A 25238-nucleotide genomic window follows, 5' to 3' on the forward strand; every position below is an offset into this window, starting at 1 on the left:
GAAAAGTCTCCTTCCTTTTTTGAAATGTCACCGATTCCGCATTTCAGATTGTTTAGCAGATACGTGGCAGCAATTCTCCGCCCGGCTGTGGAAGAAGTGCCTGCGTTCCGATTTCTGTAGTCATGACTACTTTCCCCGGCTGCTCTGCAGTTACTTCTCCGATAATTGCCGCATTCTGTGAATACGGACATTTGTGCAGTACTTCTACAATCTTTTCTGCCTCTGTTTTTGGTGCCATAATGACCATTCTTCCTTCACATGCAAGGTAAAGTGGCTCCAGTCCAAGCATTCCGCAGACTCCCTTCACTTCCGGTGCAACCGGAACTTTTTCAGCATTCAGACGGATTCCAACATTACTCTGTCCCGCAATCTCATAAAGTACTGTTCCAACTCCACCTCTTGTCGCATCACGGATGACATGCAGATCATGTGTTGCATTTATCACTTCTTCCACAGTATGCCATAGTGGTGCACAGTCACTGGTCACATCCGCTTCGATTCCGAAGTCTTCTCTTGCAAGAAGGATCGTACAACCATGGCGTCCCACATCTCCGGTCACAATGATCGCGTCTCCCGGCTGTGCCAGTTCTCCTCCGACTTTTACGCCGTCCTCGATCTGTCCCATTCCGGTTGTTGTGATAAATACACCGTCTACCTGTCCCTTTCCTGCTACCTTGGTATCTCCGGATACAATACGGACACCGGCTTCTTTTGCCGTTTTCTCCATTGCTGCTGCAATCTCTTCCAGTTTTTCCATCGGAAATCCTTCTTCAATTACAAATGCACAAGTCAGATAAAGTGGTTTTGCTCCCATACATGCAAGGTCATTAACTGTTCCGCAGATGGAAAGCTTTCCGATATTTCCTCCTGGGAAGAATGCCGGAGATACAATAAATCCATCCGTAGATACTGCCATCTTTCCGACTGGTGGTGTAAGAACTGCCGCATCATTCGCAGTCAGATCCGGATTGGCAAAATGTGCTGCAAATACTTTATCGATCAGCTCTGAAGTCTGCTTTCCGCCGGCTCCGTGTGCCATAGTTACTGTCTGGTTGTCCATTTTATTTTCCATTTTTAACTTCCTTCTCTCCTAATCGTTTCCGTATATATGATACCGGATTGTTCCGGTGTTCCGTTCCTTCGTTTCCCTGATACCGGATTGTTCCGCACTTACGTGCTCTCACAATCCTCAATACATTCGTAATCCGCTCATTTTTCTTTGAAAAATGGCTACTTACTCATGTTTTGGCGGGGATAAAGGTCAGAAGTCTTCCTGCAAGCAAGCTTGCGTCAGACTTCTGACTTTTATCCCCTGGTATCATACATATAGTAAGCCGAGCATGCGCCCTCGCCGGATACCATGCAGGCTCCTACCGGGTGCTGCGGTGTACATACCTTGCCAAACACCTTGCAGTCGGACGGTTTGCATTTTCCCTGCAGTACATCTCCGCAGCGGCATGCCGGATTTGCTTTTCCTTCGATCTTTGGCATATTGTATTTCTTTCTGGCATCGTATGCTTCCCATTCTTCTCTCAGCTGCATACCGGATCCCGGAATGATTCCAAGACCTCTCCACTCGCTGTCGCATCCTTCCATCAGTTCATTCACCAGCCTCTGTGCCTCACGGCTTCCTTCTCTGGTGACAACTCTCGGATAGCAGTTTACGAAGAACGGCTTTCCTTCCTGGAAGCGTACCAGTGCGACCGCAAGTGCTGTAAGCAGTTCTTTTGCCGTAAATCCTGCTACCACACCGCTGACTCCTTCTTTTACCAGTTCCTCACAAAGTTCGGTCCCCGTGATTGCATTGACGTGTCCCGGATATAAAAATACATCCGCACTGCCTTTGAGTGCCTCGTAGGCTCCCGGCATCGTCTTATTGGCAACCAGAAGAGAATAATTGGAAATTCCATCTTCCTTTGCCTGTTTAACCGAAAGGCATCCTGCAGGTGTCGTTGTCTCAAACCCAACGGATAAAAATGTCACCTGTTCTTCCGGATGATCTTTCGCATATTTTTCCGCATCTGCCGGTGAATAAACGATATGGATCTTTGCTCCTTTTTCTCTTGCTCCGGCAAGGCTCATCTGACTTCCCGGTACGCGGACCAGATCACCAAATGTGCAGATCGTCACCTGCTTCTCCAACGCCAGATAAATTGCTTCATCAATAAAGCTGACCGGTGTTACGCAGACCGGGCATCCCGGTCCTGAGATCAGTTCTACCTGCTTTGGCAAAAGTTTTCGGATCCCCAGACGGAAAATTTCATGGGTATGGGTTCCGCATACTTCCATGATCCGCACTGCCGGTCCGTCATAATTTTCTATGATCTCTCTGGCTGTTCGTTTCTTTTGTTTTTCCATTACAGCAGTTCCTCCATAAGCTGATCGGTCTCGCTTTCATCTTCATCGGTGATCTTTGCGATCGCAACTCCGGCGTGGACCATGACGTAATCACCTGGTTCCAGATTCTCCAGGAGCTTGGATGAAACCTCTCTTTTTGCACCGCCTGCGTCAACGACGGCGGTTCCGTTACTGATTTTTACAACTTTTGCTGATAATCCAACACACATGTGGGTAATTCCTCCTTTTCCTCTTTTATTTGTAAGTTCTAATAGCTTTAGATTAACTTTGTTTAAAATTTTTTATGTCTGATTTTAATTTTCTAAATCCATAAAGTCTGGTTTTATTTTATCTCATGCTTCTGTAAATATGCCATTGCGTAGGCTGCCTGACCAAGTGACAATCCTCCGTCATTTGGTGGAATGAGGTGATGGTGCAGGGTGATGAGACCTTGCTTAACCAGACCTTCTTCTACCAGCCGTAGTAGTAAGCGGTTCTGGAAAACTCCGCCGCTTAGAGCAACTTTCCGGATTCCGGTCTGATGACTTGCTGTAAGGGCTGCGGATATGATCTGTCTTGCAAGTTCCTGGTGGAACTCGTATGCAAGTTGTCCGGTGCCTTCCCCAGCGAGACGTTTTTTTGCGAGGTTTTTGACTAATTCGCCGGTATTTAGAATCAGGCGGTCTTCTGCCGTTTCTGTAAATGGCTTAAGCATGAGGGGTTCGTATGGATGCTGCATTGTTTTTTCGTAAGCTTCTGCTGCGAACTCTAATGCCGTAGATGCTTCTCCCTCGAAAGTGGATTTTTTCCGGATTCCGAGGATAGCACTGACTCCATCAAAGAGACGGCCGGCACTGGTAGATCGAACAGCATTCAGGTGTCGTCCGGTCATTGTCACCAGTACTTTTGCCTCCGGTTCGGTGCAAAGCTCCAGTTTCTTCATCCATTCGACCGTTTTTTCTTTATCCTGCAATTCTTCATAGAGAAGAGAACCGGCAATTCGCCAGCCTTCTTTTGCAGAAAGATCTCCACCTACCTGCCAGAATGGCTTAATGCTGCCAAGTCTTTCAAATCCATTGTAATCACAACGAAGAATTTCTCCACCCCAGATGGTCCCATCCGTTCCATAGCCGGTTCCGTCAAAGGAAACGCCGATCACCGGATCTTCGCAGTCATTTTCTGCCATACAGGACAGAATATGTGCAAAATGGTGCTGTATCTTCAGAACCGGGAGTCCAAGTTCTTCCGCAACAACTGTCGCATTGTATTTCGGATGCAGATCGCATGCCACAACCTTTGGTTCTATCTCCAGAAGTGTTTCCATTCTACCGATTGTTTCTTTTAAAGCTTCCACGGTGCGCAGATCTTCCAGATCTCCCACATAAGGGGATGGGTAAAATCTGCCGTCCACACCGATACAGAATGTATTTTTCAGTTCTCCTCCAGTGGCAAGTACCTGCCCTTTCCACGACATCTGAACCATGGTCGGAAGTGGCGCATAGCCTCTGGATCTGCGGATCATATATGGCTCATTTTTATAAAAATCCATCACTGAATCATCGGCACGGATCCGGATTTTCCGGTTGTGGGAAAGCATACAGTCGCACAGACGGGAAAGCTCCTGAATCGCTTCTTTGTCCTCCCTGCAGATCGGTGCACCGGATGTATTTCCACTGGTCATAACCAAAAAAGACGGCATCCGGATTCCATCATCATAGGTAAAGAGCAGAAGCTGTACCGGTGCATACGGCAACATTACTCCAACCTTTGGATTACCAGGCGCAATACTTTCGCAAAGTGTTTCTTCACCATCTTCTTTTTTGTCCAGAAGCAGGATTGGTTTTTGATGTCCGGTCAGAATTTTTTCCTGTTCTTCACTGACCAGGCATTCTCTTTTCACAGATTCCAGATCTTTTGCCATAACTGCAAATGGTTTCGCCGGACGTTTTTTCAGTTCTCTGAGGCGCTTCACCGCCTCTTCATTAGTCGCATCGCAGCACAGGTGGAAACCTCCAATCCCCTTAATCGCCACAATTCCGCCTTCTGCAATGGTCCGTCTGGTGTAAATGATTGCGTCTCTTCCGCGTTCTTCTCTGCCGATCAGGTAGACCTCCGGACCACACTCGTTACAACAGACTGGCTGTGCATCGTATCTCCGGGTTGCCGGATCATAATATTCTTTTGCGCAATCCGGACACATCGGAAATTCTTTCATGCTGGTGCGCTCCCGGTCATACGGAAGGGCATCCAGGATCGTAAGTCTTGGTCCACAGCAGGTACAGTTGATAAATGGATGCAGATATCTACGGTTCTTCGGATCAAACATTTCTTCCTTGCATTCATCACAAATTGCAATATCCGGTGAGACAAAAATCTCACCTTTCGTCTTTTCACTTTCAATGATCGCAAACTCCGGAAAGTCTTCTGCTTCTGCTACCGGCTCAATATTCATTTTCAAAATTGCTGCCCGCTTCGGCGGCTTATTCTCAATATCCGAGATAAATCCATCCACTGCCTCTTCCGGTCCCTGCGCAAAGATTTCCACATACGGACCTTTATTGGACACGCTGCCCCGGATCTGATGCGTAGCCGCATGCCTGCTCACAGTCGGACGAAATCCTACGCCTTGCACGATCCCATAGACGCGGATCTGTTTTGTCACTTCATTTTTCATCTATTCACACAGTCTCCCTGACACTGCAAAATGTCTTGTATTTACGAAGATTCCCTGAAAATCCGGAACCATTTTTTCCATACATGCATCTGCGAAAATGATATCAAATCCACCATTTTTCACAAGATCGATATAATCATCTTCCTCACGCAACGACACATCCTGCGGACAGGCAAGCTCTTTTTTCCTCATAAACCAGGTTGCTGTCTGCACCTCTGCCGAATTCTCTCTTTTAAGAATTTCCTGCCGGATTGCTTCCGCCATCACCTGCTGGTGTACCACAAGGATCTTCTTTCCCTGATAGTCCAGATTCGGAACCAACTCATCTGCTGCCGGATAACCGATCTCATACGGCGTACCAAAGGTCTTTTCCAAATATTTGGCTACTTCCAGTGCTGCCGCAGATACAACAATATTTTTGCCAACTTCCGATGCCCTTTCTACTGCCTCAAGCCCATCGCCCATTCCATAGCAAATGGCTTCTTTTCCTTCTTTTTTCAGTTCCTCTCTTACTTTATCTGCTGCTTTCAGATCGCTTACATCCTGTGGCGTCATTCCAAGGATACCGACTTTTTCTTTGCATACCTCATATTTTTCCTTTGCAAATGCAGTAAATAATGCAAGATACGCTTTTTCTTCCCCTTTATCGTAAAGCTCCATTCCGTCGGTATCAATGGCAAGAATCGGAAGGTCGGTCTTTTTTTCACACATTCTTTTCAGTGCCTGGTAATCCGTTCCGATCACAGCCGGAACCGGAGTGCCGACAATCGCCGCAAAATTCGCATCAATCTTATCAGCTGCATCGACCAGCTTTGCGACCAGACGGTCATCTCTTCCAAGGATTGCATCCATATCACGAAGTCCTGCGCTGAATACTGCACTTTTCCGTTCAAACCATCTCGGCTCATCAAAACCGCAGACATTTCCTGTGCATCCTCCCGCGTCGCAGATGACGATGATTCCGCCAAGTTCATATAACACAGACACTGCGCCCGACTGATCCGGTGCAAATGGTGTCAGATATTTTCTAAGTCCTCTCATACTACACCTCCAAAAGGGTTTCAAACAACCGTGTCACACCTGCATAACCATAAGGCTGTCTGTCCTGATTCCAGATCACATTCGGCTGATCCGGATGATAGTATCCCGCATCCTTTCCAATGGTCATATTCACGCCGCTCTTTTCCGGATCGTAGTACAGCATGGTCGGTTCCATATTGGAAAATACCTTCGTCTCCGGGCTGAGCTGGGATAACTGGTTCAGGTAAATAAAGTTCTCTGCTGTCAGTGTTCCATAGATTTCCGGCACCTTAAATCCATATTTGATCATCGCAAGTGCCATTTCAAATGGATCTCCGTTCATGCATTCCCCGATCGCAAAGCTTGCATCCGGCCGTTTCTCTTTGAATTTCGCCACGGTTTCTTCCGCTTTTTCACGATAAACTTCATCAGAAAATGTCACCCCAAGCACTTTCCCAAATGCCTGATACTGGCTGGCGATCTTGTCTGTCTGGTAGAGTCTCCTGAGTTCAATAAACGGAATCTGCAGACGGTTATGAAAATCCTCTGCCGCAAATCTGGCTTCCGGGTGAAGTACCAGATTAAAATTTGCCTCAGACATGGTCTGATATTCCTCATAGTCCTTGCATCTGGAGATTTCATGGATGGTCTTAACTCCTGCGCTGTGCAAAAGATCATACAGCTCACACTCATCGATCAGCGGCGAGAAAAATCCAAGCAGGTTCACCACATTTCCTTTTTTCTTCTTTGGCTCCAGAAGGGAATATAAAGACTGACGTACATGCACCATCGGCGGCTTTCTTCCTTCTCTTGTCAGCGCGTACATGTAGCATGGTCGAACCGGAAGTCCGGCTCTTTCCTCCGCTTTTCTGCACACACGCTCCATGTCCGTCCCAAGAAGAGCATCTACACAGGTAATACAGATCATCACAACGGACGGTCTCTTTTCACAGCAATTGCAGATTTCTTCTACTGCCTTCGGAATCTTTTTCAAATGACGTCCCGTTACGATATCGGTCTCGTCCATCATCAGATAGAAAAAACGGTTATCATATTCCCTCATGGAACTGATAAGCGAAGTATTTCGTCCACAGCAGCCCGGTGCCACGATCAGCATGATCGAATCCGGCACAGCAAGTCCCGCTCTTTTTACTCCGAATCCTTCTGCTCCCGGTGAGTTAAATGCAAGCGTTGCCGGTGAGCTGTAGATCAGGTGTGTATTCGACCGGAGCTGTGCCGGAATCGCATCTCTTCCCAGTTTATTTAATTCTTTTACGGTACAATAATATGCTTCTTTTGCCATACCTTCTATTCCTCACTCTTCAGTAATAACTCTGCCAGATCAAAAAATCTCTTACTGATCGCGGAATCTTTGTCCCCTTCGATCACCGTCATTCCCTGATCCTCATAGCGGATGATCTCATCACTTCTCGGGATTTCCCCGACGATCGGGATCCCGCTTTTTTCGGAAAATGCCTGTACTTTTTCCGTCTCATTTTCCACATTCCTGTGGTTCAGTACAATACCGAAAACTCTGGCATAGCTTCTGTCCTCAAAATTCCTCACCGCACTTGAAATATTATTTGCTGCATAAAGTGCCATCTTTTCTCCGGAAGTTACGATCAGAACCTTTTCGGCGTACCCTTCCCGGATCGGTGCTGCAAAGCCACCGCATACCACGTCACCAAGAACGTCATAAAGTACAACATCCGGCTTATATGTTTCAAATAACTGCAAATCTTCTAACAGCTGGAATGTGGCAATAATCCCGCGCCCCGCGCATCCAAGTCCCGGTGTCGGTCCACCTGTTTCAATGCAGAGCACACCACCATAGCCTTCTTTTGCAATATCTGAAAGCTCCTCCGGTTCTTCATCCTCTTCTCTCATATAATTCATCACTGGTCTGAGCGGCTCGCCGCCAAGCAGATTGATCGTAGAATCTGCCTTCGGATCACATCCAATCTGGATTACTTTCTTTCCCATCGCCGCAAATGCTGCCGCCAGGTTGGACGTAATCGTAGACTTTCCAATACCGCCCTTTCCATAAATTGCAACCTTTAACATAATCCTTTTTCCTTTCTATAACCAAGCAGGCAATTTATCGTATACACAAAAAACCCGCCTCCCAAAACGGTAGACGAGTCCCACTATACATCTTCGTATATCACCAACTGTTTCCCGCTCGGATCTACCTTGCCGTCAAAGTCTCTTGTATAAAATTATCTCCATTCAGCATTCAGATAGGAATCTTCCACTCCGTCTGCATCATTATTTTTAATTATATCTCCACGCCTATAGGTCAGTCAATTCTAACTATGTTTTATCATGGTATTTTTCTATATTTTTTCAGGACTTTTCTATGAATAACTGGTCAAATTCCCCATAAAATCTTGTAACAAACTTTATTGCAGCGTATACTACACCTATAAAACAAAATTTTGAGGAGCCCATATGATAAAAAAATTTTCACTACACTGTATAGAAAAAGTTTTATTCTTCATCGGCATTTTTCTGCTTACCAGCGAAATCCTGAAACAATTACTCCTGACCTTCGTCATGAATAATGGGCACTACAACCTGTGGTACTTCCCATTCCAGCTCTGCAGCCTCCCGATGTATCTGCTGGTTCTCTACCCATTTTTTCACACAGAACCTGCCAGAAATACCATCCTCGGCTTCCTTTCCACCTATAATCTTCTCGGTGGAATTGCCGTTTTTTTCGATACCAGTGGAATGCATTATCCGCTTCTGATCCTGACAGTTCACTCCTATCTCTGGCATATTTTACTAATTGTCACAGGAATCCTGTCCGGTATATTTCTGGTACAGAAATCTGTACCAATGACTCCTCTTTCCTGTTCAAAAAATATTAAAAGACAGCCGACTGACGCTTCTTCACGCCGTCTGCTGCCTTCTTTTTCCCGCATCACTTTGCTCTATATTCTGTTTGCTCTCATCGCAGAATATCTGAACCACATTCTGGATCCCTTTGGTGAAATTAATCTTTTCTACATTAATCCAGATTACCGGATGGAACAGATTTTCTTTGTGAAAATCGGTGAACTCTACGGAAATAATTCTGCAATTCTGGTCTATATCCTTGCGACTATATCAGGGGCTGGGATTTTGTATGGAGCCTGGAATCTCATGATCCGTTTTTATTCTTCTCATTGACATTGCTTTTGGGAAATTTCTGCTCCCTTGCTCACATACTCTGCTCCCACCTTCAAACTAAAACGCCCGGATCTTATCCTCCTCATCATCCGTCGTATCTTCAATCTTCCGTATCACAAGCTCATACGAATAATCATCGCTAACCTTCACCTTCACAGTCTCTCCTGCTTTATGCCCGAAGATTGCCTTTCCGATCGGAGATTCGGTACTGATATAATTATGAATTGAATTCCCACGAATCGAAGTAACCAGCTTATAGGTTTCTTCCTCGTCATCCTCCGGAAAATATACGGTCACACGGTTATTGATTCCGGCAACACCTTCTTCGGAAGTATCGGATACAATCTCCGCATTTTTCAGCATTCTTTCCAGATACCGGATCCGGCTTTCATTCTGGTTCTTATATTTTTTTGCTGCATGGTATTCAAAGTTCTCACTTAAGTCTCCCTGCGCACGCGCTTCCTTGACCGCTTCAATGGCTTCCTTACGGATCACATGCTTGCGATGCTGGATTTCCTCTTCAATTTTCTTTACATCACTTTCTGTAAGCTGCTCACGCATATCTTTCCATCCTTCTTTCTGTAAAATAATTTCCATCAAAATATGCATCCACTGATGCACCTAACACAAAGCACCTCAATTGCAGCCAATCGAAGTGCTTCGTAAAATTTTCCAATATCACTAAAAGAAGATTCTCCGGATATCATTATACATCACAAATACCATCAGGCAAAGAAGAAGTGCCATTCCTGCCAGATGTACATACCCTTCTTTTTCCGGAGGCACCCGCTTTCCGCGGATCACTTCCACGATCAGAAATACTAGACGGCCTCCATCCAATGCCGGAAGCGGAAGTAAATTCATCACTCCAAGGTTCGCAGAAAGCAGGATCGTCATCTGCAGAAGATTCAGGAAAATCAACAGTGCTCCACCAGATTTGCTTTCCTTATACGTGGTATCCACCGCGCTCACAACGCCCACCGGTCCAGATAACTGATCCACTCCGATCCGTCCTGTCACAAGCTGTTTCAAACTGTCAATCGTCAGATTGATCCAGTATTTAACATTATACGCACTGTATGCGGCAGTCTCAAATACATTGGTCTTAACATAATTGCTGCTCGTAATTCCAATCAGATAATATCCACTGTCATTCTTCTCCGGGGTAACGGAAACCGTATTCTTTTCGCCATTTCTTTTGTATACAATCTTCATCGTCTGTCCCTGATGAAACTGATTGTAAGTAGAAATATCCTTGAAAATATGGATGTTCTTATCATTGATCTTTACAATCTCATCCCCTGCCTGAAGCCCTGCCTCAGCTGCAGGCGTTCCTGCATTTACCGTTCCTATGACCGGTTTGTCTACACCGACAAAGCAGATAATAATGAATGCACCAATAAAGGCAAGAATAAAGTTAAATACCGGACCTGCGGCAATGACCGAGATCCTGCGCCACGGCGATTTGCTGTTGAAGCTTCCCTCTGACAGATCCTCTTTCTCATCTTCCCCCATCACACACGCACCGCCGATCGGCAGTATTTTCAGACAGTAGTCTGTATTTCCGATCTTTTTGTGTGCCAGTGTCGGCCCCATTCCGATCCAGAATTCATACACATTGATTCCATTAATCCTCGCCAGAAGAAAATGTCCCAGTTCATGAAAAAATACGATGAATCCAAAAAGTAAAATCGCCAGTACGATTCCCATTTGCTACCTCCTGCTTCTGATTCTGTCATACGTTTCCTGTTCTGTGTCCAGAATCTGTTCCACAGTCGGATTCGCAATTGTCTTATGTGCTTTCATGCAGTCTTCGATAATCTCTGTAATTTCCAGATATTTAATCTCCCGGTTCAGGAACTGGCTGACTGCAAGTTCATTTGCTGCGTTAAATACCGTTGGAAGTGTTCCACCGCATCGCCCTGCCTCATAAGCAAGTGCAAGCCCGTAGAAGGTATCCATATCCGGCTTTTCAAAATCAAGGTGTCCGATACTCCAGAAATCCACACGTTCTCCCGGAAGAAATCTTCTTTCCGGATAATAAAGTGCATACTGGATCGGCAGCTTCATATCCGGAGTACCAAGCTGTGCGATCACGGCTCCGTCCACATACTCTACCATAGAATGGATCACACTCTGCGGCTGCACAACCACCTGCACATCATCAATATCCACATCAAAAAGCCATCTGGCTTCCATCACTTCCAGTCCTTTATTGACCATGGTCGAAGAATCGATCGTAATCTTACGTCCCATCGCCCAGTTCGGATGCTTTAAAGCATCTTCCACACGGATATTCAGAAGATCCTCCTGCTTCTTTCCACGGAACGGGCCACCGGATGCCGTAAGCAGGATCTTCTTCAGTTCATTCTTTCCATGGCTTCCCTGCAGAGACTGGAAAATGGCACTGTGTTCACTGTCCACCGGAAGGATCTTCACACCACATTCCTTTGCAAGCGGCATAATGATATGCCCTGCCGTAACCAGTGTCTCTTTATTTGCAAGGGCAATATCCTTTCCGGCTTTGATCGCTGCAATTGTCGGACGGATACCGATCATACCCACGATCGCCGTCACAAGGATCTCACTTTCCTCCATCGTGGCAATCTCCAGAAGTCCATCCATTCCGGAAACAACCTTTACATCCAGATCCCGGATCCGGCTTTTCAGTTCCTTTGCCTTCTCTTCTGTCCACATTGCCACAAGTTTTGGCTGGAATTCCCGGATCTGTTTTTCCAGAAGATCCACATTTGTCCCTGCCACAAGTCCTGTCACTTCGATATCTTTGTTCTCACGGATTACCTCAAGTGTCTGGGTTCCGATCGAACCTGTTGAACCTAATATTGCTATTTTTTTCATTCGAAACCTCCTGTCAGATTACATCAGTGCAACTGCCAGATAATAAATCACCGGAGCCGTGAAGATCACACTGTCGAAACGGTCCAGGATTCCACCGTGTCCCGGAATCAGTTTTCCGTAATCCTTAATCTCATGATTTCTCTTGATCGCAGATGCTGCAAGATCCCCGATCATGGAAATGATTCCACCAACAAAACAGATCAGCGCATATTCGCCGACTCCTGCCGAAGCACCACCCCATTTATTGATTGCAAGAGCGTAAAGCGCGCCGAGAAGTGCCGCGCCTGCAAGTCCACCGATTCCGCCCTCTATGGATTTCTTCGGGCTGAGCTTCGGTGCCATCTTATGCTTTCCGATCAGTACACCCACACAGTACGCACAGGTATCACATCCCCAGGAACATAAAAATACAAGTCCCACGAGGAAAAGTCCGTCTTTCAACAGACGTGTCTGATAAATATAGGATAACATAATCGCCACATAAAATACGCCAAAGTACGCAGTCATTACCTGTTCAGACACATATTTCGGAAAGGCAAATACATAAACTGCCATTACAAGGATCAGCAAAATGATTGCAAACATCATCAGATCTTCTTTTTTCTGTGCACGGATCAGAAAATAATATGCAACTACACCTATATAGCCTACGATTCCGAGTGGTGCTTTCTCAATCTTTACAACCTTGTAAAGCTCGGAAACTCCGATCAGACTGATGATCAGAAGTGTTGCAAACAATACATCCCCACCAAGGAAGATCGTTGCAAATGCAATGATAACCAGTACAATTCCGCTGAGTAATCTTGTCTTAAACATTTTCTTCGTCCTCCTTGATTCCGCCGTATCTTCTGTCTCTGCTATTATATTGCTCAATTGCTTTTTCTAATTCTTCTTTTGAAAAATCCGGCCACGGAACATCTGTAAAATAAAATTCTGCATAAGCAAGCTGCCATAACAAATAATTGGAAAGTCTGAGTTCTCCGCTGGTACGGATCAGAAGATCCGGATCCGGAATCCCATGTGTATCCAGATATCCTTCAAACAGTTCTTCTGTAATCTCTTCCGGTGCAAATCTGCCATCTGCACAGTCTTTTGTCATTTTTCGCATGGCACGGATCATCTCATCTCTGCTTCCATAATTGATCGCAATCTGGAAATTCAGTCCGTCATTATTTTTTGATGCCTCTTCCAGTTCCTTAATTCTGGTACGGATATCTTCATCCAGACCTGTCTTATCTCCGATCACACGGACACGCATCCGGTTCTTTTCCGCTGTCTTCAGACAGGTTTTCATATAGTTACGAAGAAGCTTCATCAGTGCATCCACTTCACTCTTCGGTCGACTCCAGTTCTCTGTGGAAAACGCATAGACCGTCAGATATTTGACACCCATCTTATAAGCAGCCTCACAGATCTTTTCCACATTCTTGCTGCCCTGCGCATGCCCGTAGTTTCTCGGCATTCCCTTTGCTTTCGCCCATCGTCCGTTACCGTCAAGGATAATGGCTATATGCTGCGGTACATTCATCTTTTAATCCTCTCTTGATTGATACTAAATTTACTGATATAAAAAAGGAAAAGAGGCGCCAAACATCTCGCCGCCCCTTATCTTTCCTTCTTATACTGTCATAACTTCTTTTGACTTTGCATCGACTGCTGCATCAACTTCCTTGATGTATTTGTCAGTCAGCTTCTGGATCTGATCTTCAAGATCCTGAATTTCATCCTCTGAAACGTCTGTGCCTTTCAGCTTCTTGAATGCATCATTTCCATCACGGCGGATGTTACGGACTGCAACCTTGGATGCTTCTCCTTTTTTCTTAACATCTTTCACCAGTTCTTTTCTTCGTTCCTCTGTCAGTTCCGGGAATACCAGACGGATAACAGTACCATCGTTTGTTGGATTGATTCCGATATCAGACATCAGGATTGCTTTCTCAATATCTTTGATGATCTTCTTTTCCCATGGCTGGATCTGGATCATACGTGCTTCCGGAACAGAAATGTTCGCTACCTGCTGGATTGGTGTCGGTGTTCCATAATATTCTACCGTTAATTTGTTCAGAATATTCGGGTTTGCACGTCCTGCACGGATAGAAGCAAGCTCTGTATCCAGTGCATGGATGGTTTTCTGCATCTTTTCATCGTATATTTTTAATTTTTCGTTCATATGTTATCCTCCCTTAATGGGTGCTGCTTATACAGTCACCTTTGTTCCGTTGAAATTACCGCTCATTGTCTCTACGATACTGTTCTCTTCGTTCAGTCCGAATACCAGCATCGGCATCTTATTCTCAAGGCACATGATCGATGCGGTCAGATCTACTGCCATAAGCTTCTTATCGATGATTTCCTGAATAGAAATCTCATCATACTTCTTCGCTTCCGGATTCACCTTCGGATCGCTGTCATAGATTCCGTCAATTGCTTTTGCAAGAAGCATTGCATCTGCTTCAATCTCAATTGCACGGAGAACAGCTCCTGTATCTGTTGAAAAATACGGATGTCCTGTGCCACCTGCGAAAAAGATTACTTTTCCTTCGTTCAGTGCTTCCACTGCTGCATCTTTTGAAAACAGGGAAGTGAATGCTCCACAGACAAATGGAGTGAAAACCTCTGTCTTCATGCCTACATGTCTGAAAATATCGGATACATAGATGCAGTTCATCACCGTTGCAAGCATTCCAATCTGGTCAGCTTTGGTACGGTCGATCGTCTCACTGGTTCTTCCTCTCCAGAAATTACCGCCTCCGGTTACGATTGCAACCTGGATTCCCTGATCTACGATCTGCTTTACCTGCTTTGCAACGCCAATGCATGTTGCCTCATCAAAACCTGTCTTTTTGTCTCCTGCAAGTGCTTCTCCGCTTAATTTTAAAAGAACTCTTTTCATCTGTCTTTGCTCCTGTCTCTTGGTTTTTAAGATACTTTCGCATACCTGGATTTAGTATAGCATACCTGTGTTTAAAATGGAAGTTCTAAGTTTATTACATTGAGGGTGGGTAGCGCAATTTCAACAATTGATTGGAACTATGCTTCTTTATTTTCTGGCTTTCCTGGCAATTGGGCGAGGATGATGGCACTGAACATCAGAATGCATCCTGCTATTTCTCGGATACTTAGTTTCTGACCTAATATCACCCAGCCTCCGAGGACAGAGAATACGGACTCCAGACTGAGGATCAGGGATGCCACGGTTGGATCGGCATCTTTTTGTGCCACGATCTGGAGGGTATAGGCTACACCACTTGAGAGAACTCCGGCATAAAGTACCGGTACTGCTGCTGCGAAAATATCTGACAGCCGTGGTGTTTCAAATAAAAACATTGGAATTGCCGACAAAACTCCGGTTATAAAGAACTGGGTGCAGGCGATCCGCACACCGTCTGCTTTTGGTGAAAAATAATCGATCACCAGAATGTGGATGGTAAATACAACCGCACATAGCAGTACCAGAATGTCTCCTTTTGCAAGTACCAGCTTATCGGTAATACACAGCAAATACAAGCCTGCGACAGAAATTGCCACGCTTATCCAGATTCTCACTCCGGCTTTCTTTTTCAGAAAAATTCCAAAGATCGGCACAAGCACGATATAAAGTGCTGTAATAAATCCGGCTTTTCCTACCGTTGTGTACTGTATTCCGATCTGCTGCAGGTTACTTGCCACACAAAGTGCCAGTCCACAACAGATTCCACCCAGGATGACATTCTTTTTTTCTTCTTTCCTATCTGTTTTTTTCTGTCTTTCTGCTCCGTCATTTTTCGCACGCCATTTGTCCAGGAAACAGATACATGGAATCAGAAAAATCCCACCAATCAAAGAGCGTACACAGGTAAATGTAAAGGGCCCGATATAATCCATCCCCACGCTCTGTGCTACAAAAGCTGTTCCCCAGATAAATGCGGTCAAAAAGAGCATCAGTGTATTCTTTCCTGTCATTTTCTTCATCGAGCCGTCTCCTATTTGCCAAGTTCGTGAAGATATAATTTTGCTTCTGTTTCAATGAAGATCGTTCCGGCTCCGTTTACACTGAAGAATTCGATCAGAAGAACGTGACGGATTCTTCCGTCCAGAATATGTACACGGTTGACACCATTTTTTGATGCCTGAAGACCATAGCCGATGATCTCGTCAAATTCTTTCGGGAAATTACGTTCTTTGCGCAGTTTTTCTACTTCCGGGACGGTAATCTTATAATAAATATCTTTTCTCTCTTCGTCTTTGTAGATTCCAGGATATTTTGACAGATAAACCAGCTTGTCCGCCTGCATCTTCTCTGCAATCTCAAGTGCAGTCTCTCTTGGATCAATATATTCGCTTTCGTTGTCGATATCATTTGGCACGATGACCGGAATATAATCATTGTCCAGCATCAAACCAATCGTCTCTGTATCCACGCCGCAGATACCGATTGCCTTAACTCCACAGAGTTCAAGGAGCTTGGCAATCCGCTTATTTTCACGGAATTTGTCCAGTCCCATACGGGTAGCATGTACCACGATCGGACGCATACCAACGCTCTTTAAAAGAACGATATCCTGCATCAGTCTCTGCTCTTCCACTCCGCTGAGCCACTCGGCACATCCGTACTCGATAACTACTGTCTTCTGATTAAAGTCTCTGATATATGGTAATGCATCTATCAGGATTGAAGCTTTATGCTCCACAAGTTCTAATTCTTTATCCATGATTACACCTCATTTTTTGTTTTATCTAAAACAGTATAGCATAGAATGATCTCTATTTGAAGAACCCTTTTTTCACAAAAAACAGGAAGTGGCAAATGTTCTGTAAAATCACCCTTTTTCGCTACTACCACCATTTTTTTCACATCCATTATACCCGGAAGAACCGGTTCCTTGCATCAGCAAAGTACCGGTTCCTCTGTCTCATTTATTTGATTCGTGATATAGGCTTCCATTCCGCTCTCCGGAATCCCAAGTGCTATGGATAGCTCCGAATACAGGTTGCCTTCTGCCATCCTCAGATAACGTTCGTCAGTCGCCGTGATCTTCTTTCCCTGCTTCAGGCGGGACATCTTCCGCTGATAAAGGGTCTTGATGATCCGCACCCATTCTGCACATTTGCAGCTTTTCATGCATTCCTTGTACTTTTCCTCTCTCTGCTTCTCGCTTCCGATCCAGAGTCCTTCGATCTGTGGAATCTCACGGATCAATTTTTCTGCTTCTTCTTTGGAAATGACTTTTCTCATGACAATCTTCTCATTGTCTACCGGTGTAAATACTTTTCCATGCTTTTCACGTACCGGTCGCAGAATATAATACAGTTTGTCCTTCGGCACTCCATCCATTTTCAGCGTCGTAATTTCAGTCACTTCACAAATTCCTGTCCGGCCATAAACAATCAAATCTCCTACTTCGTACATTTTCTTCCTTCTTTCTTAAACTTGCCGAATCTCTACTTCTTTATTTTATCAGAAAATTAGTTTAAATTCTAATGTTTTTCAGATTTTTGTGAATCTTAGTCAAAGCTAACGCCTGTGGTTTTATGCAATTTTACTAGAAAATAGGGGGATTTTGTCGCAAGATGCGTCCCAAAAAGAGTCCTGTCCCATTCTTTTTGGAACTTAGACACTCGACTAAAATTTACTCTTTTTCCACAGTACGAGAAATTGATAAAACCGGGGAAGGGGCGCTTGACCGTTGTTCCAGGTGGAAGGTGTTTCTTGAAGATACGCTTTATTCATATGGGCACTCTTTCAATAAACATTCAACCGCCATCCGGTATTCCTGGATGGTCTGGCTTTTGCGGATTTGCGTCAGATATTCTTCGCTGTTTTTAAAGTTTTTTCCAAGATACCACCAGAGTTCTTTCATTTTGACTACTGCGTTTTTTTCTTCTGGAGATTTTTCGATATAGGCATCAAGAAGATGATCGCAGAATGTAGCAATCTTCTTGGTGTCAAATGTAGATTTCCCTTTTATAACTGCCGGAAGAAATGGGTTCATCAGAATTCCTCTTCCGAGCATGATGCATTCTGCTTCAGGAAATTTCTCCTGGAAAATTTTGTAGTCTTCCGCACAAAAAGTGTCTCCATTATAGACCAGAGAATTTTTGCTGTTCCGGCAGGCGTAGGCAAAAGTGGTCCAGTCGGGGTTGTTTTTGTAGTAATCCTGCTGGACTCTTGGATGAAGGATCAGTTCTTCCAGAGGATATTGGTTATAGATATCCAGAAGCTCTTCGAACTCTTCCTGATCGTATTTACCGCTTCTTGTTTTGATAGAGATTTTCAGATTGAGTTGATCGAAAACTTCGGCAAGGAAATGATTCAGTTCATCGGGATAAAACAAAAAACCGGATCCCCTTTTCCGGTTGACGACTGTTTTGGAGGGGCAGCCGAGATTCAGATTGACTTCTTCATATCCGAATTCTTTCAACTGCCGGGCCAGGCGGATGAAATCCTCGGCGTGGTTGGTCAGGATCTGCGGAACGGTATACATGCCCTCATTATTTTCCGGAAGGATCTCATTCCATTCCTGTCTGCTGAATTTGCCTTTCGGGTTTGGATTTAAAAATGGTGTAAAATATTTATCCATTGGTTCAAAAAAGGTGTGATACGCCCTGCGGTATACCTCACCTGTAATGCCCTCCATTGGCGCCAGATAGATTTTCATAACCTTTCTACCTCCGTCACATAAAGTGTTTCTTTGTCTACCCGGAAATGAATTTCCATTCCCGCGTAAGCCATGCCGTAAATCCGGACTGGATCCTTTTGATAAGAAGGTCTCGGATCCTGCTCCAGGATTTGAATCAGTACTGCTCTTTTTTCAACCGGAATCTGTTCCAAATACATTTCCGGGAAATTCACATCCAATTTATAATCTTTCTTTTCTTCCGCGAAACCGCCTTTTGCCTCCGGGTGGCTATCCACGTATGGAAGGTAGGGCTTGATATCGTAGATCGGCGTCATATCCAGAAGATCCGCACCTTCCACGATCAGCACCGGACCTTCTTTTTCCCGGAATTCCACCCCAATAAGCTTTACGGAAGAAAGTCCGATCGGATTCGGGCGAAATGGAGAACGGGTGGCAAAAACTCCCACCCGTCTGTTACCACCAAGCCGCGGTGGACGTACTGTCGGGCTCCAGGTATCCCGGATAGATTCCGAAAATTCCCAGATCAGCCACAGATAATCATACGCCTCGATTTCCCGCAGTGCATCCGCATTCTGATATTCCGGCAGAAAATGGATTTCTGCCCGGGTATCCGCAAGATTACTCTGTCGCGGAATCCCGAATTTCTCCACAAAATCAGATCTTATATACGCGATCTGCTTTATTTGCATTGTTCTTTTTCTCCATCAACAAACATCATCACAAAAGCAACTGCCAGAATTGCAGAAGCGATCAGAAGTGCCTTTTCAGCAAACATTTCCACACAGGCATTTCCGATAACTGCACCGATCACAAAGAAGAAGATGATTCCATAGTACAAAAGTCCTTTCTTGATATACTCTTTATCCTTCGTGTTCGCATAACTGCACATATGCTGGGTCGCACTTCGTAAGTTTCCGATGCACATGGTGGTTGCAATTCCGTTTCCATGGATTTTGCGGAAGCTTTCCACCTGAATCCCACACGCAAGGGATGTGAGTGCATTCGCCACCAGATTAAAATCCTGTGGAATAAAGCTGACACTCAGTAGGATCACTGCCTCACAGAATACCGAAATCTGTCTCCAGTGCAGAAGTGTCAGATCTTTCGTCCGTATTTTCACCAGATCCGCAAGGGCGATTCCAATGGCAAATGCCAGCACCGGAACCAGATAGTGGAGTGCCATATGCCAGTTTCTCTCTGAAATATTGATTCCAAGAAGCAGAATATTTCCGGTTTGTGCATTGGCAAATACTTTTCCTCTGCACATATAGGAATAGGCATCCATAAATCCACCGGCAATCGCAAGGATCACACCAAGTTTAATTGATTCTGACATCTGTTTTGAAAATTTCAAGTTACTCATCCTCTCTGTCGTATGCTTTGATGTATATAAAATTCTCATTGTTTCGTTCTGTATGATAATCCAAATTCAGTGCCGCGTCAAGAAAATCCTTACCACCGGACTCCACTGCCTTCACCGTCATGCCAAGTGCCGCTTCCACGTCCTGCACCGTCAGATCATCCAGAAAGACCTCTTCTCCGCTTCGCAGCATATTGATTGGAATCTGCAGAGTATCTCCCAGATCCTCTCCTGCTTCTTTTCTCTCTTTTAACTGTGCCACCAGATCCTGTCCGGTAATCAGACCGGATACGGTGATCGTCTCACCAAAGAAATCATTACGGATGCAGGCAACCGTGATCTTTACTTTTGGAAATGCTTCCGTGATCCTGTCTGCAAATTCCTGAATTGTCGGATACGCAAGCTTTGCAGTCGCAATGGTAAATGTCCGTGCGATCCCTTCTTTTAACTTTGGATATTCTTCACTTTTCTGAAGCTCTTCAAAGGCATGGTAAAATTCATCCCGTAGAAGCCGCATCATGCCAACACCATTTTCCAGCTGGATATATCCGTCATAACGTCCTTCCTCTGGGAAATCCCGCTCTGCAAGGATATACCACTCGTCACTTGCATGGATAAAATGAAGTCCAAACTCGTCATACGCCTTCTTCTGATAGCTCTCGATCAGATCAATGACCTCTTCCGCTTCTTCTTTATCAAAAAGCTCCAGTGGATAAAGTCCCTCCCTGTATTTGGAAAGTCCTGCCGGAACCACTGACACACTCCGCATAAACGGCAGATACTTCATCAGATCTTCGATAGAACGCTTCAGCTCATCCTTATCATTAACTCCCTTGCACAGTACGATCTGCCCATTCATCTCCACATGTCCGGCATACAGATCATCCAGGAATTTCAGCTTTTCTCCGGCGAAACGATTGTGGAGCATCTTGCAGCGCAGTTCCGGGTTCGTTGTCTGCACAGAAATATTGATCGGCGCAAGCTGCATCTCGATAATACGGTCCACATCTTTCTGCTTCATATTCGTCAGGGTAATATAATTGCCCTGCAGGAAAGACAGACGGGAATCATCATCTTTAAAATACAAGGTCTCACGCATTCCCGGCGGCATCTGGTCGATAAAACAGAAAATACACTTGTTGCTGCAGGAACGGTAGTCGCTCATCAGACCATTTTCAAATTCTACGCCAAGGTCATCATCATACTCTTTCTCGATCTCCAGAAGCCATTCTTCCCCGTCCGGCTTGCGGATCAGCACTTCTACATACTCATCCTTGATCATGTAACGATAATCAAAAACGTCCTCTATTTTCTGGTTGTTTATTCGTAGAAGGACATCTCCCGGCTCGATCTCCATCGCCTCGGCAATTGAATCCGGGTAAACCTCACGGATCAAATGTCCCTGATATTCATTTTTCTTACTCAAACTTTATTCCTCCCAAAATCTGGAATCGGAAACAAGATCTTTTCCAGGCTAGCTTCCTCTTTCATGTAATCCTCATATTTTTATCATAAACGACTTTTTCTGCAATGATTACATACTTTTTCATCATACCATAAAACTGTAAATTTCGGTAGGGATAAAATTCAGAAGCCTGAAACAGAAGCCTGAAACAAAAATTCACCCATAAATTCAAACGATACCTTTCATTCTCCAACAAAACACCGGGGAACGAAACCTTTTACAGTTCCATTCCCCGGTGTCCGGTTTGTATATATGGTTATCTATATACAATTTCCATATGCTTCAAAATAAAATATTCTATTTCTGATACCGCATGTTACAAGAAAGGCTTGCGGTCTTTTATTAGAAACGGCTAAATCAAGTTCCTCCTGTTCTTACGCGTATAAGTATTGTCGACTTCTATATAGTAGCATATCTGCGGTGTACTTTCCTAGTGGTAAAAAGGGAGATTCTTTTGCTACTGAAAATACCGGTTTGACAGCTTGCGAAATCCACCGAAATGTATCGAAAAATGTTTTCTTTCTCCGAATTCCTTTTAATTATTCAAAATAAATTTTCTTCTTTGTAATATCTGTTCAAAATCAGAAACAGGATTTTAGTGATTTTTTACAGAAAATCCGTTCGATTCTACACTGCATCCCCACGCTCTGTCACCAGCTCATATCCAACACTTGCTACTCGTCTCCCCATACATCCGCGACATTCTGCTGCCTCTTCACCGGTACAGATCTTGTTGTCATACAGCTCATACTGCTTCCGGTTCTTCACCGGAGAAAGGTTCGGCATCACGACATTGGCTCCTGCCTGCAGCCCTTTCTCTCTTCCAAGCGGATCCATCGTCCCAAGTGCTGTCGTTGCCGGAAGAAGTACCTTCGGCAGCAGGATTCGGATCACAGCGAGCAAAAACAGTGTCATCTCCACACTTCCTGCCGGTTCTTTTGCAAACTGCGTATCATGATGTGGGATAAACGGTCCGATTCCCACCATCTCCGGCTGCAATTCCTTCAGAAATACCAGGTCTTCTGCCAGATCTTCTGTCGTCTGATAAGGTGAACCAACCATCATGCCAGCCCCCACCTGATAACCAAGCTTCTTCAGATCATACAGACAATTCTTACGAACGGCAAGGCTCATCTTTTCCGGATGTAGCTTCCGGTAATGCTCCTCATTCGCCGTTTCATGGCGAAGCAGATACCGGTCTGCTCCAGCTTCCCGAAATCTTTTGTAACTCTCATAAGACTTCTCTCCGATAGACAAAGTCAGTGCACATTCCGGATATGCTTCCTTGATTTTTTTAATAATCGCCACCATCCGGTCATCCGTATAATAAGCATCTTCTCCGCCCTGTAGCACAAACGTCCGGAATCCAAGCTCATACCCATTCTCACAGCATGCCATGATCTCATCCTCTGTCAGACGGTAGCGCTTTGCATTCGTATTACTCTTACGGATTCCGCAGTAATAGCAGTCATTCTTACAATAATTGGTATATTCGATCAGCCCTCTGGTAAATACCTTTTTCCCGTAATAAATCTCCCGGATACGGACTGCTTCCTCTTTCAGTCTCCGGACTGCCTCCGGATCTTCTGCGCATTTTATCAATTCGACAAATTCTGATTTTGTAAAATCCGGATTATCGATAAATCTTTCGTAAACTGGTTTCATTTTCTATATTCTCCCTGCCTGGTTTTCTGTATCTTTTCTGAATTTATGGGCATTTGTCCATGAAATTATAAAATTTATTCTATCACACTTCGTCAGCCGCGGCAATCACTCCATCAATGTCTACGATTTCATCAAGCGGAATCCGGTCTCCGCTCTGCAATACGATTTCATTCAGATAGGTGTCAATCCTCCGGATACAACCGGACTTCTTCTGGTAAGAGCCACCTTCCTTTTTCTGATCCGGTACAAAATATTCAAAATCCACTTCCCGTGGTTCCTGCATCTGGCATACTTCCCGTAAATACAGATCCAATATCTGTCTGCAATCCTCACTGAGTCTGCGTTTCCGCTCGGTCAGTCTTTCGGTCTCCCTGATTGCATCTTTATGTCCGGTCAGCGCTGCAAACGGGGCAAACTGCGCCGCTCTGTCCTCCCTTGACATCTGCGGATGTCTGACCGATACATGATGCGGTAAATGAATGATATCCTCGTATCCTGTCATGCCTTATGCCCTCCGATCTGCTCATTCCGCGCTTTGGTAGTGGCTCCTTCCTGAAAATTAAGTCCCTTCAGAATTGCATTCTTCCCATACTTCTTCTTAATCGAAAGCACTGCCTCCTGCATCTTCTTCTCCCGTTCAAGCTTCTCATCCTGCTGCTTCTTTTCATTGCCTCCGGTAAAATCAGTAAACAGATCCAGTTGCCGGAATTCTGTCTTATCTGCCGCTTTCTTTTCATCCAAAACGTGATTCGCTGCCATCGAAATCCGCCGCACCATCAAATGCGGATTCACAATCCGGTCATACAGTTCCATCACTGCATCGGTTATCATTCTCGCAGAAGCTGTATACTCTCGTAGATTCGCTGTTCCATGTGCATGCTTTGGAATCTTTCTTCCATACCGGTCCACTGTCACCTCCCCTGTATAACCTTTTCCACTTGTCAGATTCTCGATATCATATCCGACAGTCAGCACGATCTGATCCGTAACCAGATGCTTTTCTACAAGATCAAGTGTCAAAAGGTCCAGCATCTCTTTAACCACAATTTTCGCCTTTTGGGCATCATACGGGCAATGTAGTACCTGTCCTGCACCAACACTGTTATGCTCCGGCTGATACGCTTTTACATCTGCAATCGTACACGGTTCCCACCCCCATGCATGATCGATCAGAAGTTCTGCATTCACACCAAACATTTTATACAAAAGCTCTTCGTTATAAAATTCATTCTCTTTTCCAACCGAGCATCTGGCAATATCTCCCATGGTATACAATCCACATTGTTCCAGCTTTTTCGCATAGCCTCTTCCCACACGCCAAAAATCCGTAAGCGGTCTGTGATTCCACAAAGATCTGCGATAACTCATCTCATCCAGACTTGCAAACCGGAAACCATTCTCATCCGGTTCGCTATGCTTTGCCATGATATCCATCGCAATCTTTGCCAGATACAAATTCGTACCAATTCCAGCTGTCGCCGTAATCCCGGTCTGCTCATAGATTTCCCGCATTATCTTTCCTGCAAGTTCTTCCGGTGTCAGCCGGTAAGTATGCAGATAATCGGTAACATCCATAAAAACCTCATCGATTGAATAGACATGTATGTCTTCCGGTGCAACATACTTCAGGTAAATGTCATAAATCCGGGTGCTGTACTTCATATAGAGTGCCATCCTCGGAACCGCCGTGATATAATCCAGTGCAAAGCTCTGGTCTGCCTTTAATTCCCCGGTGTCACAGGATTGCCCGGTAAATTCATGTCCTCCATTTTTCCGCTTTCGCTCGCCGTTGATCTCCTTCACCTTCCGGACAACCTCAAAAAGTCTTGCCCTTCCCGGAATCCCATATGCTTTCAGCGCAGGAGAAACAGCAAGACAGATCGTCTTCGTTGTCCTCTCCGGATCGGCTACAACCAGATTCGTCGTAAGCGGATCCAAATTCCGTTCCTTGCACTCCACCGAAGCATAGAAAGATTTCAGATCAATCGCTACATAACTGCGTGTCTGCTCCGGCATTCGCCGCACCTCCTAACACTTTTTAAGGGAACATATGTTCTCTTTCCG

General features: G+C 44.9%; 25 protein-coding genes. 1 reads left to right on the forward strand and 24 read right to left on the reverse strand.

Annotated elements, in window-relative coordinates:
- Positions 1–52: 52 nt before the first annotated feature.
- The 7 genes from hypE to PG840_RS00915 form a co-directional block, all read right to left on the reverse strand.
- Positions 53–1072: a hydrogenase expression/formation protein HypE gene (gene hypE / locus PG840_RS00885; RefSeq protein WP_270205092.1), complete on the reverse strand. Its 1020-nt coding sequence runs from the start codon at positions 1070–1072 to the stop codon at positions 53–55.
- Positions 1073–1305: 233 nt separating this feature from the next.
- Positions 1306–2358 carry a hydrogenase formation protein HypD gene (gene hypD / locus PG840_RS00890; protein ID WP_270613249.1) on the reverse strand — a complete coding sequence of 351 codons (1053 nt, stop codon included), beginning with the start codon at positions 2356–2358 and terminating at the stop codon, positions 1306–1308.
- Positions 2358–2567, reverse strand: coding sequence for a HypC/HybG/HupF family hydrogenase formation chaperone (locus PG840_RS00895; protein WP_022220582.1), 210 nt, complete (start codon positions 2565–2567; stop codon positions 2358–2360). The genes hypD and PG840_RS00895 overlap by 1 nt, the downstream gene beginning before the upstream one ends.
- A gap of 113 nt (positions 2568–2680) precedes the next feature.
- Complete coding sequence (gene hypF, locus PG840_RS00900) at positions 2681–5011, reverse strand: carbamoyltransferase HypF (RefSeq protein WP_270205094.1); 2331 nt, start codon at positions 5009–5011, stop codon at positions 2681–2683.
- Positions 5012–6052 carry a nitrogenase component 1 gene (locus PG840_RS00905; protein WP_270205095.1) on the reverse strand — a complete coding sequence of 347 codons (1041 nt, stop codon included), beginning with the start codon at positions 6050–6052 and terminating at the stop codon, positions 5012–5014.
- A 1-nt stretch (position 6053) separates the two neighbouring features.
- Complete coding sequence (locus PG840_RS00910) at positions 6054–7334, reverse strand: nitrogenase component 1 (RefSeq protein WP_008372356.1); 1281 nt, start codon at positions 7332–7334, stop codon at positions 6054–6056.
- Between the two features lie 5 nt (positions 7335–7339).
- A complete protein-coding gene (locus PG840_RS00915) occupies positions 7340–8095 on the reverse strand; it encodes a nucleotide-binding protein (protein ID WP_022220578.1) in 756 nt (251 codons plus the stop codon).
- 387 nt (positions 8096–8482) lie between these two features.
- Between PG840_RS00915 and PG840_RS00920 the strand changes: the two genes are divergently transcribed.
- Complete coding sequence (locus PG840_RS00920; RefSeq protein WP_195488133.1) at positions 8483–9205, forward strand: hypothetical protein; 723 nt, start codon at positions 8483–8485, stop codon at positions 9203–9205.
- 57 nt (positions 9206–9262) lie between these two features.
- On the opposite strand, the gene greA is transcribed toward PG840_RS00920, so the two are convergent.
- The 17 genes from greA to PG840_RS01005 form a co-directional block, all read right to left on the reverse strand.
- Positions 9263–9766 carry a transcription elongation factor GreA gene (gene greA, locus PG840_RS00925; RefSeq protein ID WP_008372359.1) on the reverse strand — a complete coding sequence of 168 codons (504 nt, stop codon included), beginning with the start codon at positions 9764–9766 and terminating at the stop codon, positions 9263–9265.
- Between the two features lie 120 nt (positions 9767–9886).
- Entirely contained in the window at positions 9887–10915 is a 1029-nt protein-coding gene (gene rseP / locus PG840_RS00930; RefSeq protein WP_055248262.1) for an RIP metalloprotease RseP, read from the reverse strand.
- Between the two features lie 3 nt (positions 10916–10918).
- The gene (gene dxr / locus PG840_RS00935) at positions 10919–12064 is read right to left on the reverse strand and encodes a 1-deoxy-D-xylulose-5-phosphate reductoisomerase (protein ID WP_270613250.1); all 1146 of its coding nucleotides are present in this window, start codon (positions 12062–12064) and stop codon (positions 10919–10921) included.
- A gap of 18 nt (positions 12065–12082) precedes the next feature.
- Positions 12083–12880 (reverse strand): phosphatidate cytidylyltransferase, encoded by a 798-nt coding sequence (locus PG840_RS00940; RefSeq protein WP_008372362.1) that lies wholly within the window; start codon positions 12878–12880, stop codon positions 12083–12085.
- On the reverse strand, positions 12873–13592 hold the full coding sequence (locus tag PG840_RS00945; RefSeq protein WP_055158498.1) for an isoprenyl transferase: 720 nt from the start codon (positions 13590–13592) through the stop codon (positions 12873–12875). Before PG840_RS00945 ends, PG840_RS00940 begins: the two co-directional genes overlap by 8 nt.
- A 90-nt stretch (positions 13593–13682) precedes the next feature.
- Positions 13683–14234 carry a ribosome recycling factor gene (frr, locus tag PG840_RS00950; protein WP_008372365.1) on the reverse strand — a complete coding sequence of 184 codons (552 nt, stop codon included), beginning with the start codon at positions 14232–14234 and terminating at the stop codon, positions 13683–13685.
- Positions 14235–14261: 27 nt separating this feature from the next.
- Positions 14262–14957, reverse strand: coding sequence for a UMP kinase (gene pyrH / locus PG840_RS00955; RefSeq protein ID WP_022220574.1), 696 nt, complete (start codon positions 14955–14957; stop codon positions 14262–14264).
- 137 nt (positions 14958–15094) lie between these two features.
- A complete protein-coding gene (locus PG840_RS00960; protein WP_182438649.1) occupies positions 15095–16015 on the reverse strand; it encodes a DMT family transporter in 921 nt (306 codons plus the stop codon).
- An 11-nt stretch (positions 16016–16026) separates the two neighbouring features.
- The gene (locus PG840_RS00965) at positions 16027–16755 is read right to left on the reverse strand and encodes an amino acid kinase family protein (protein ID WP_008372369.1); all 729 of its coding nucleotides are present in this window, start codon (positions 16753–16755) and stop codon (positions 16027–16029) included.
- A gap of 176 nt (positions 16756–16931) precedes the next feature.
- On the reverse strand, positions 16932–17453 hold the full coding sequence (locus PG840_RS00970; RefSeq protein WP_270613251.1) for a CarD family transcriptional regulator: 522 nt from the start codon (positions 17451–17453) through the stop codon (positions 16932–16934).
- A 313-nt stretch (positions 17454–17766) separates the two neighbouring features.
- Positions 17767–18702, reverse strand: coding sequence for a tRNA dihydrouridine synthase (locus PG840_RS00975; protein ID WP_270613252.1), 936 nt, complete (start codon positions 18700–18702; stop codon positions 17767–17769).
- The gene (gene tsaA / locus PG840_RS00980; RefSeq protein WP_270613253.1) at positions 18699–19373 is read right to left on the reverse strand and encodes a tRNA (N6-threonylcarbamoyladenosine(37)-N6)-methyltransferase TrmO; all 675 of its coding nucleotides are present in this window, start codon (positions 19371–19373) and stop codon (positions 18699–18701) included. The genes PG840_RS00975 and tsaA overlap by 4 nt, the downstream gene beginning before the upstream one ends.
- A complete protein-coding gene (locus PG840_RS00985; protein WP_022220568.1) occupies positions 19364–20038 on the reverse strand; it encodes a YoaK family protein in 675 nt (224 codons plus the stop codon). Before PG840_RS00985 ends, tsaA begins: the two co-directional genes overlap by 10 nt.
- Before the next feature lies 1 nt (position 20039).
- Positions 20040–21470: a DUF512 domain-containing protein gene (locus PG840_RS00990; RefSeq protein WP_270613254.1), complete on the reverse strand. Its 1431-nt coding sequence runs from the start codon at positions 21468–21470 to the stop codon at positions 20040–20042.
- A 666-nt stretch (positions 21471–22136) separates the two neighbouring features.
- Positions 22137–23174: a [FeFe] hydrogenase H-cluster radical SAM maturase HydE gene (hydE, locus tag PG840_RS00995; RefSeq protein WP_270613255.1), complete on the reverse strand. Its 1038-nt coding sequence runs from the start codon at positions 23172–23174 to the stop codon at positions 22137–22139.
- An 82-nt stretch (positions 23175–23256) separates the two neighbouring features.
- The gene (locus PG840_RS01000; protein ID WP_270613256.1) at positions 23257–23676 is read right to left on the reverse strand and encodes a hypothetical protein; all 420 of its coding nucleotides are present in this window, start codon (positions 23674–23676) and stop codon (positions 23257–23259) included.
- Positions 23673–25190, reverse strand: a complete 1518-nt coding sequence (locus PG840_RS01005) for a Y-family DNA polymerase (RefSeq protein ID WP_195368120.1) — start codon at positions 25188–25190, stop codon at positions 23673–23675. Before PG840_RS01005 ends, PG840_RS01000 begins: the two co-directional genes overlap by 4 nt.
- Positions 25191–25238: the final 48 nt, after the last annotated feature.

The organism is Coprococcus sp. AM97-35 (assembly GCF_027697525.1).
Classification (GTDB): Bacteria; Bacillota; Clostridia; order Lachnospirales; family Lachnospiraceae; genus Allocoprococcus; species Allocoprococcus comes.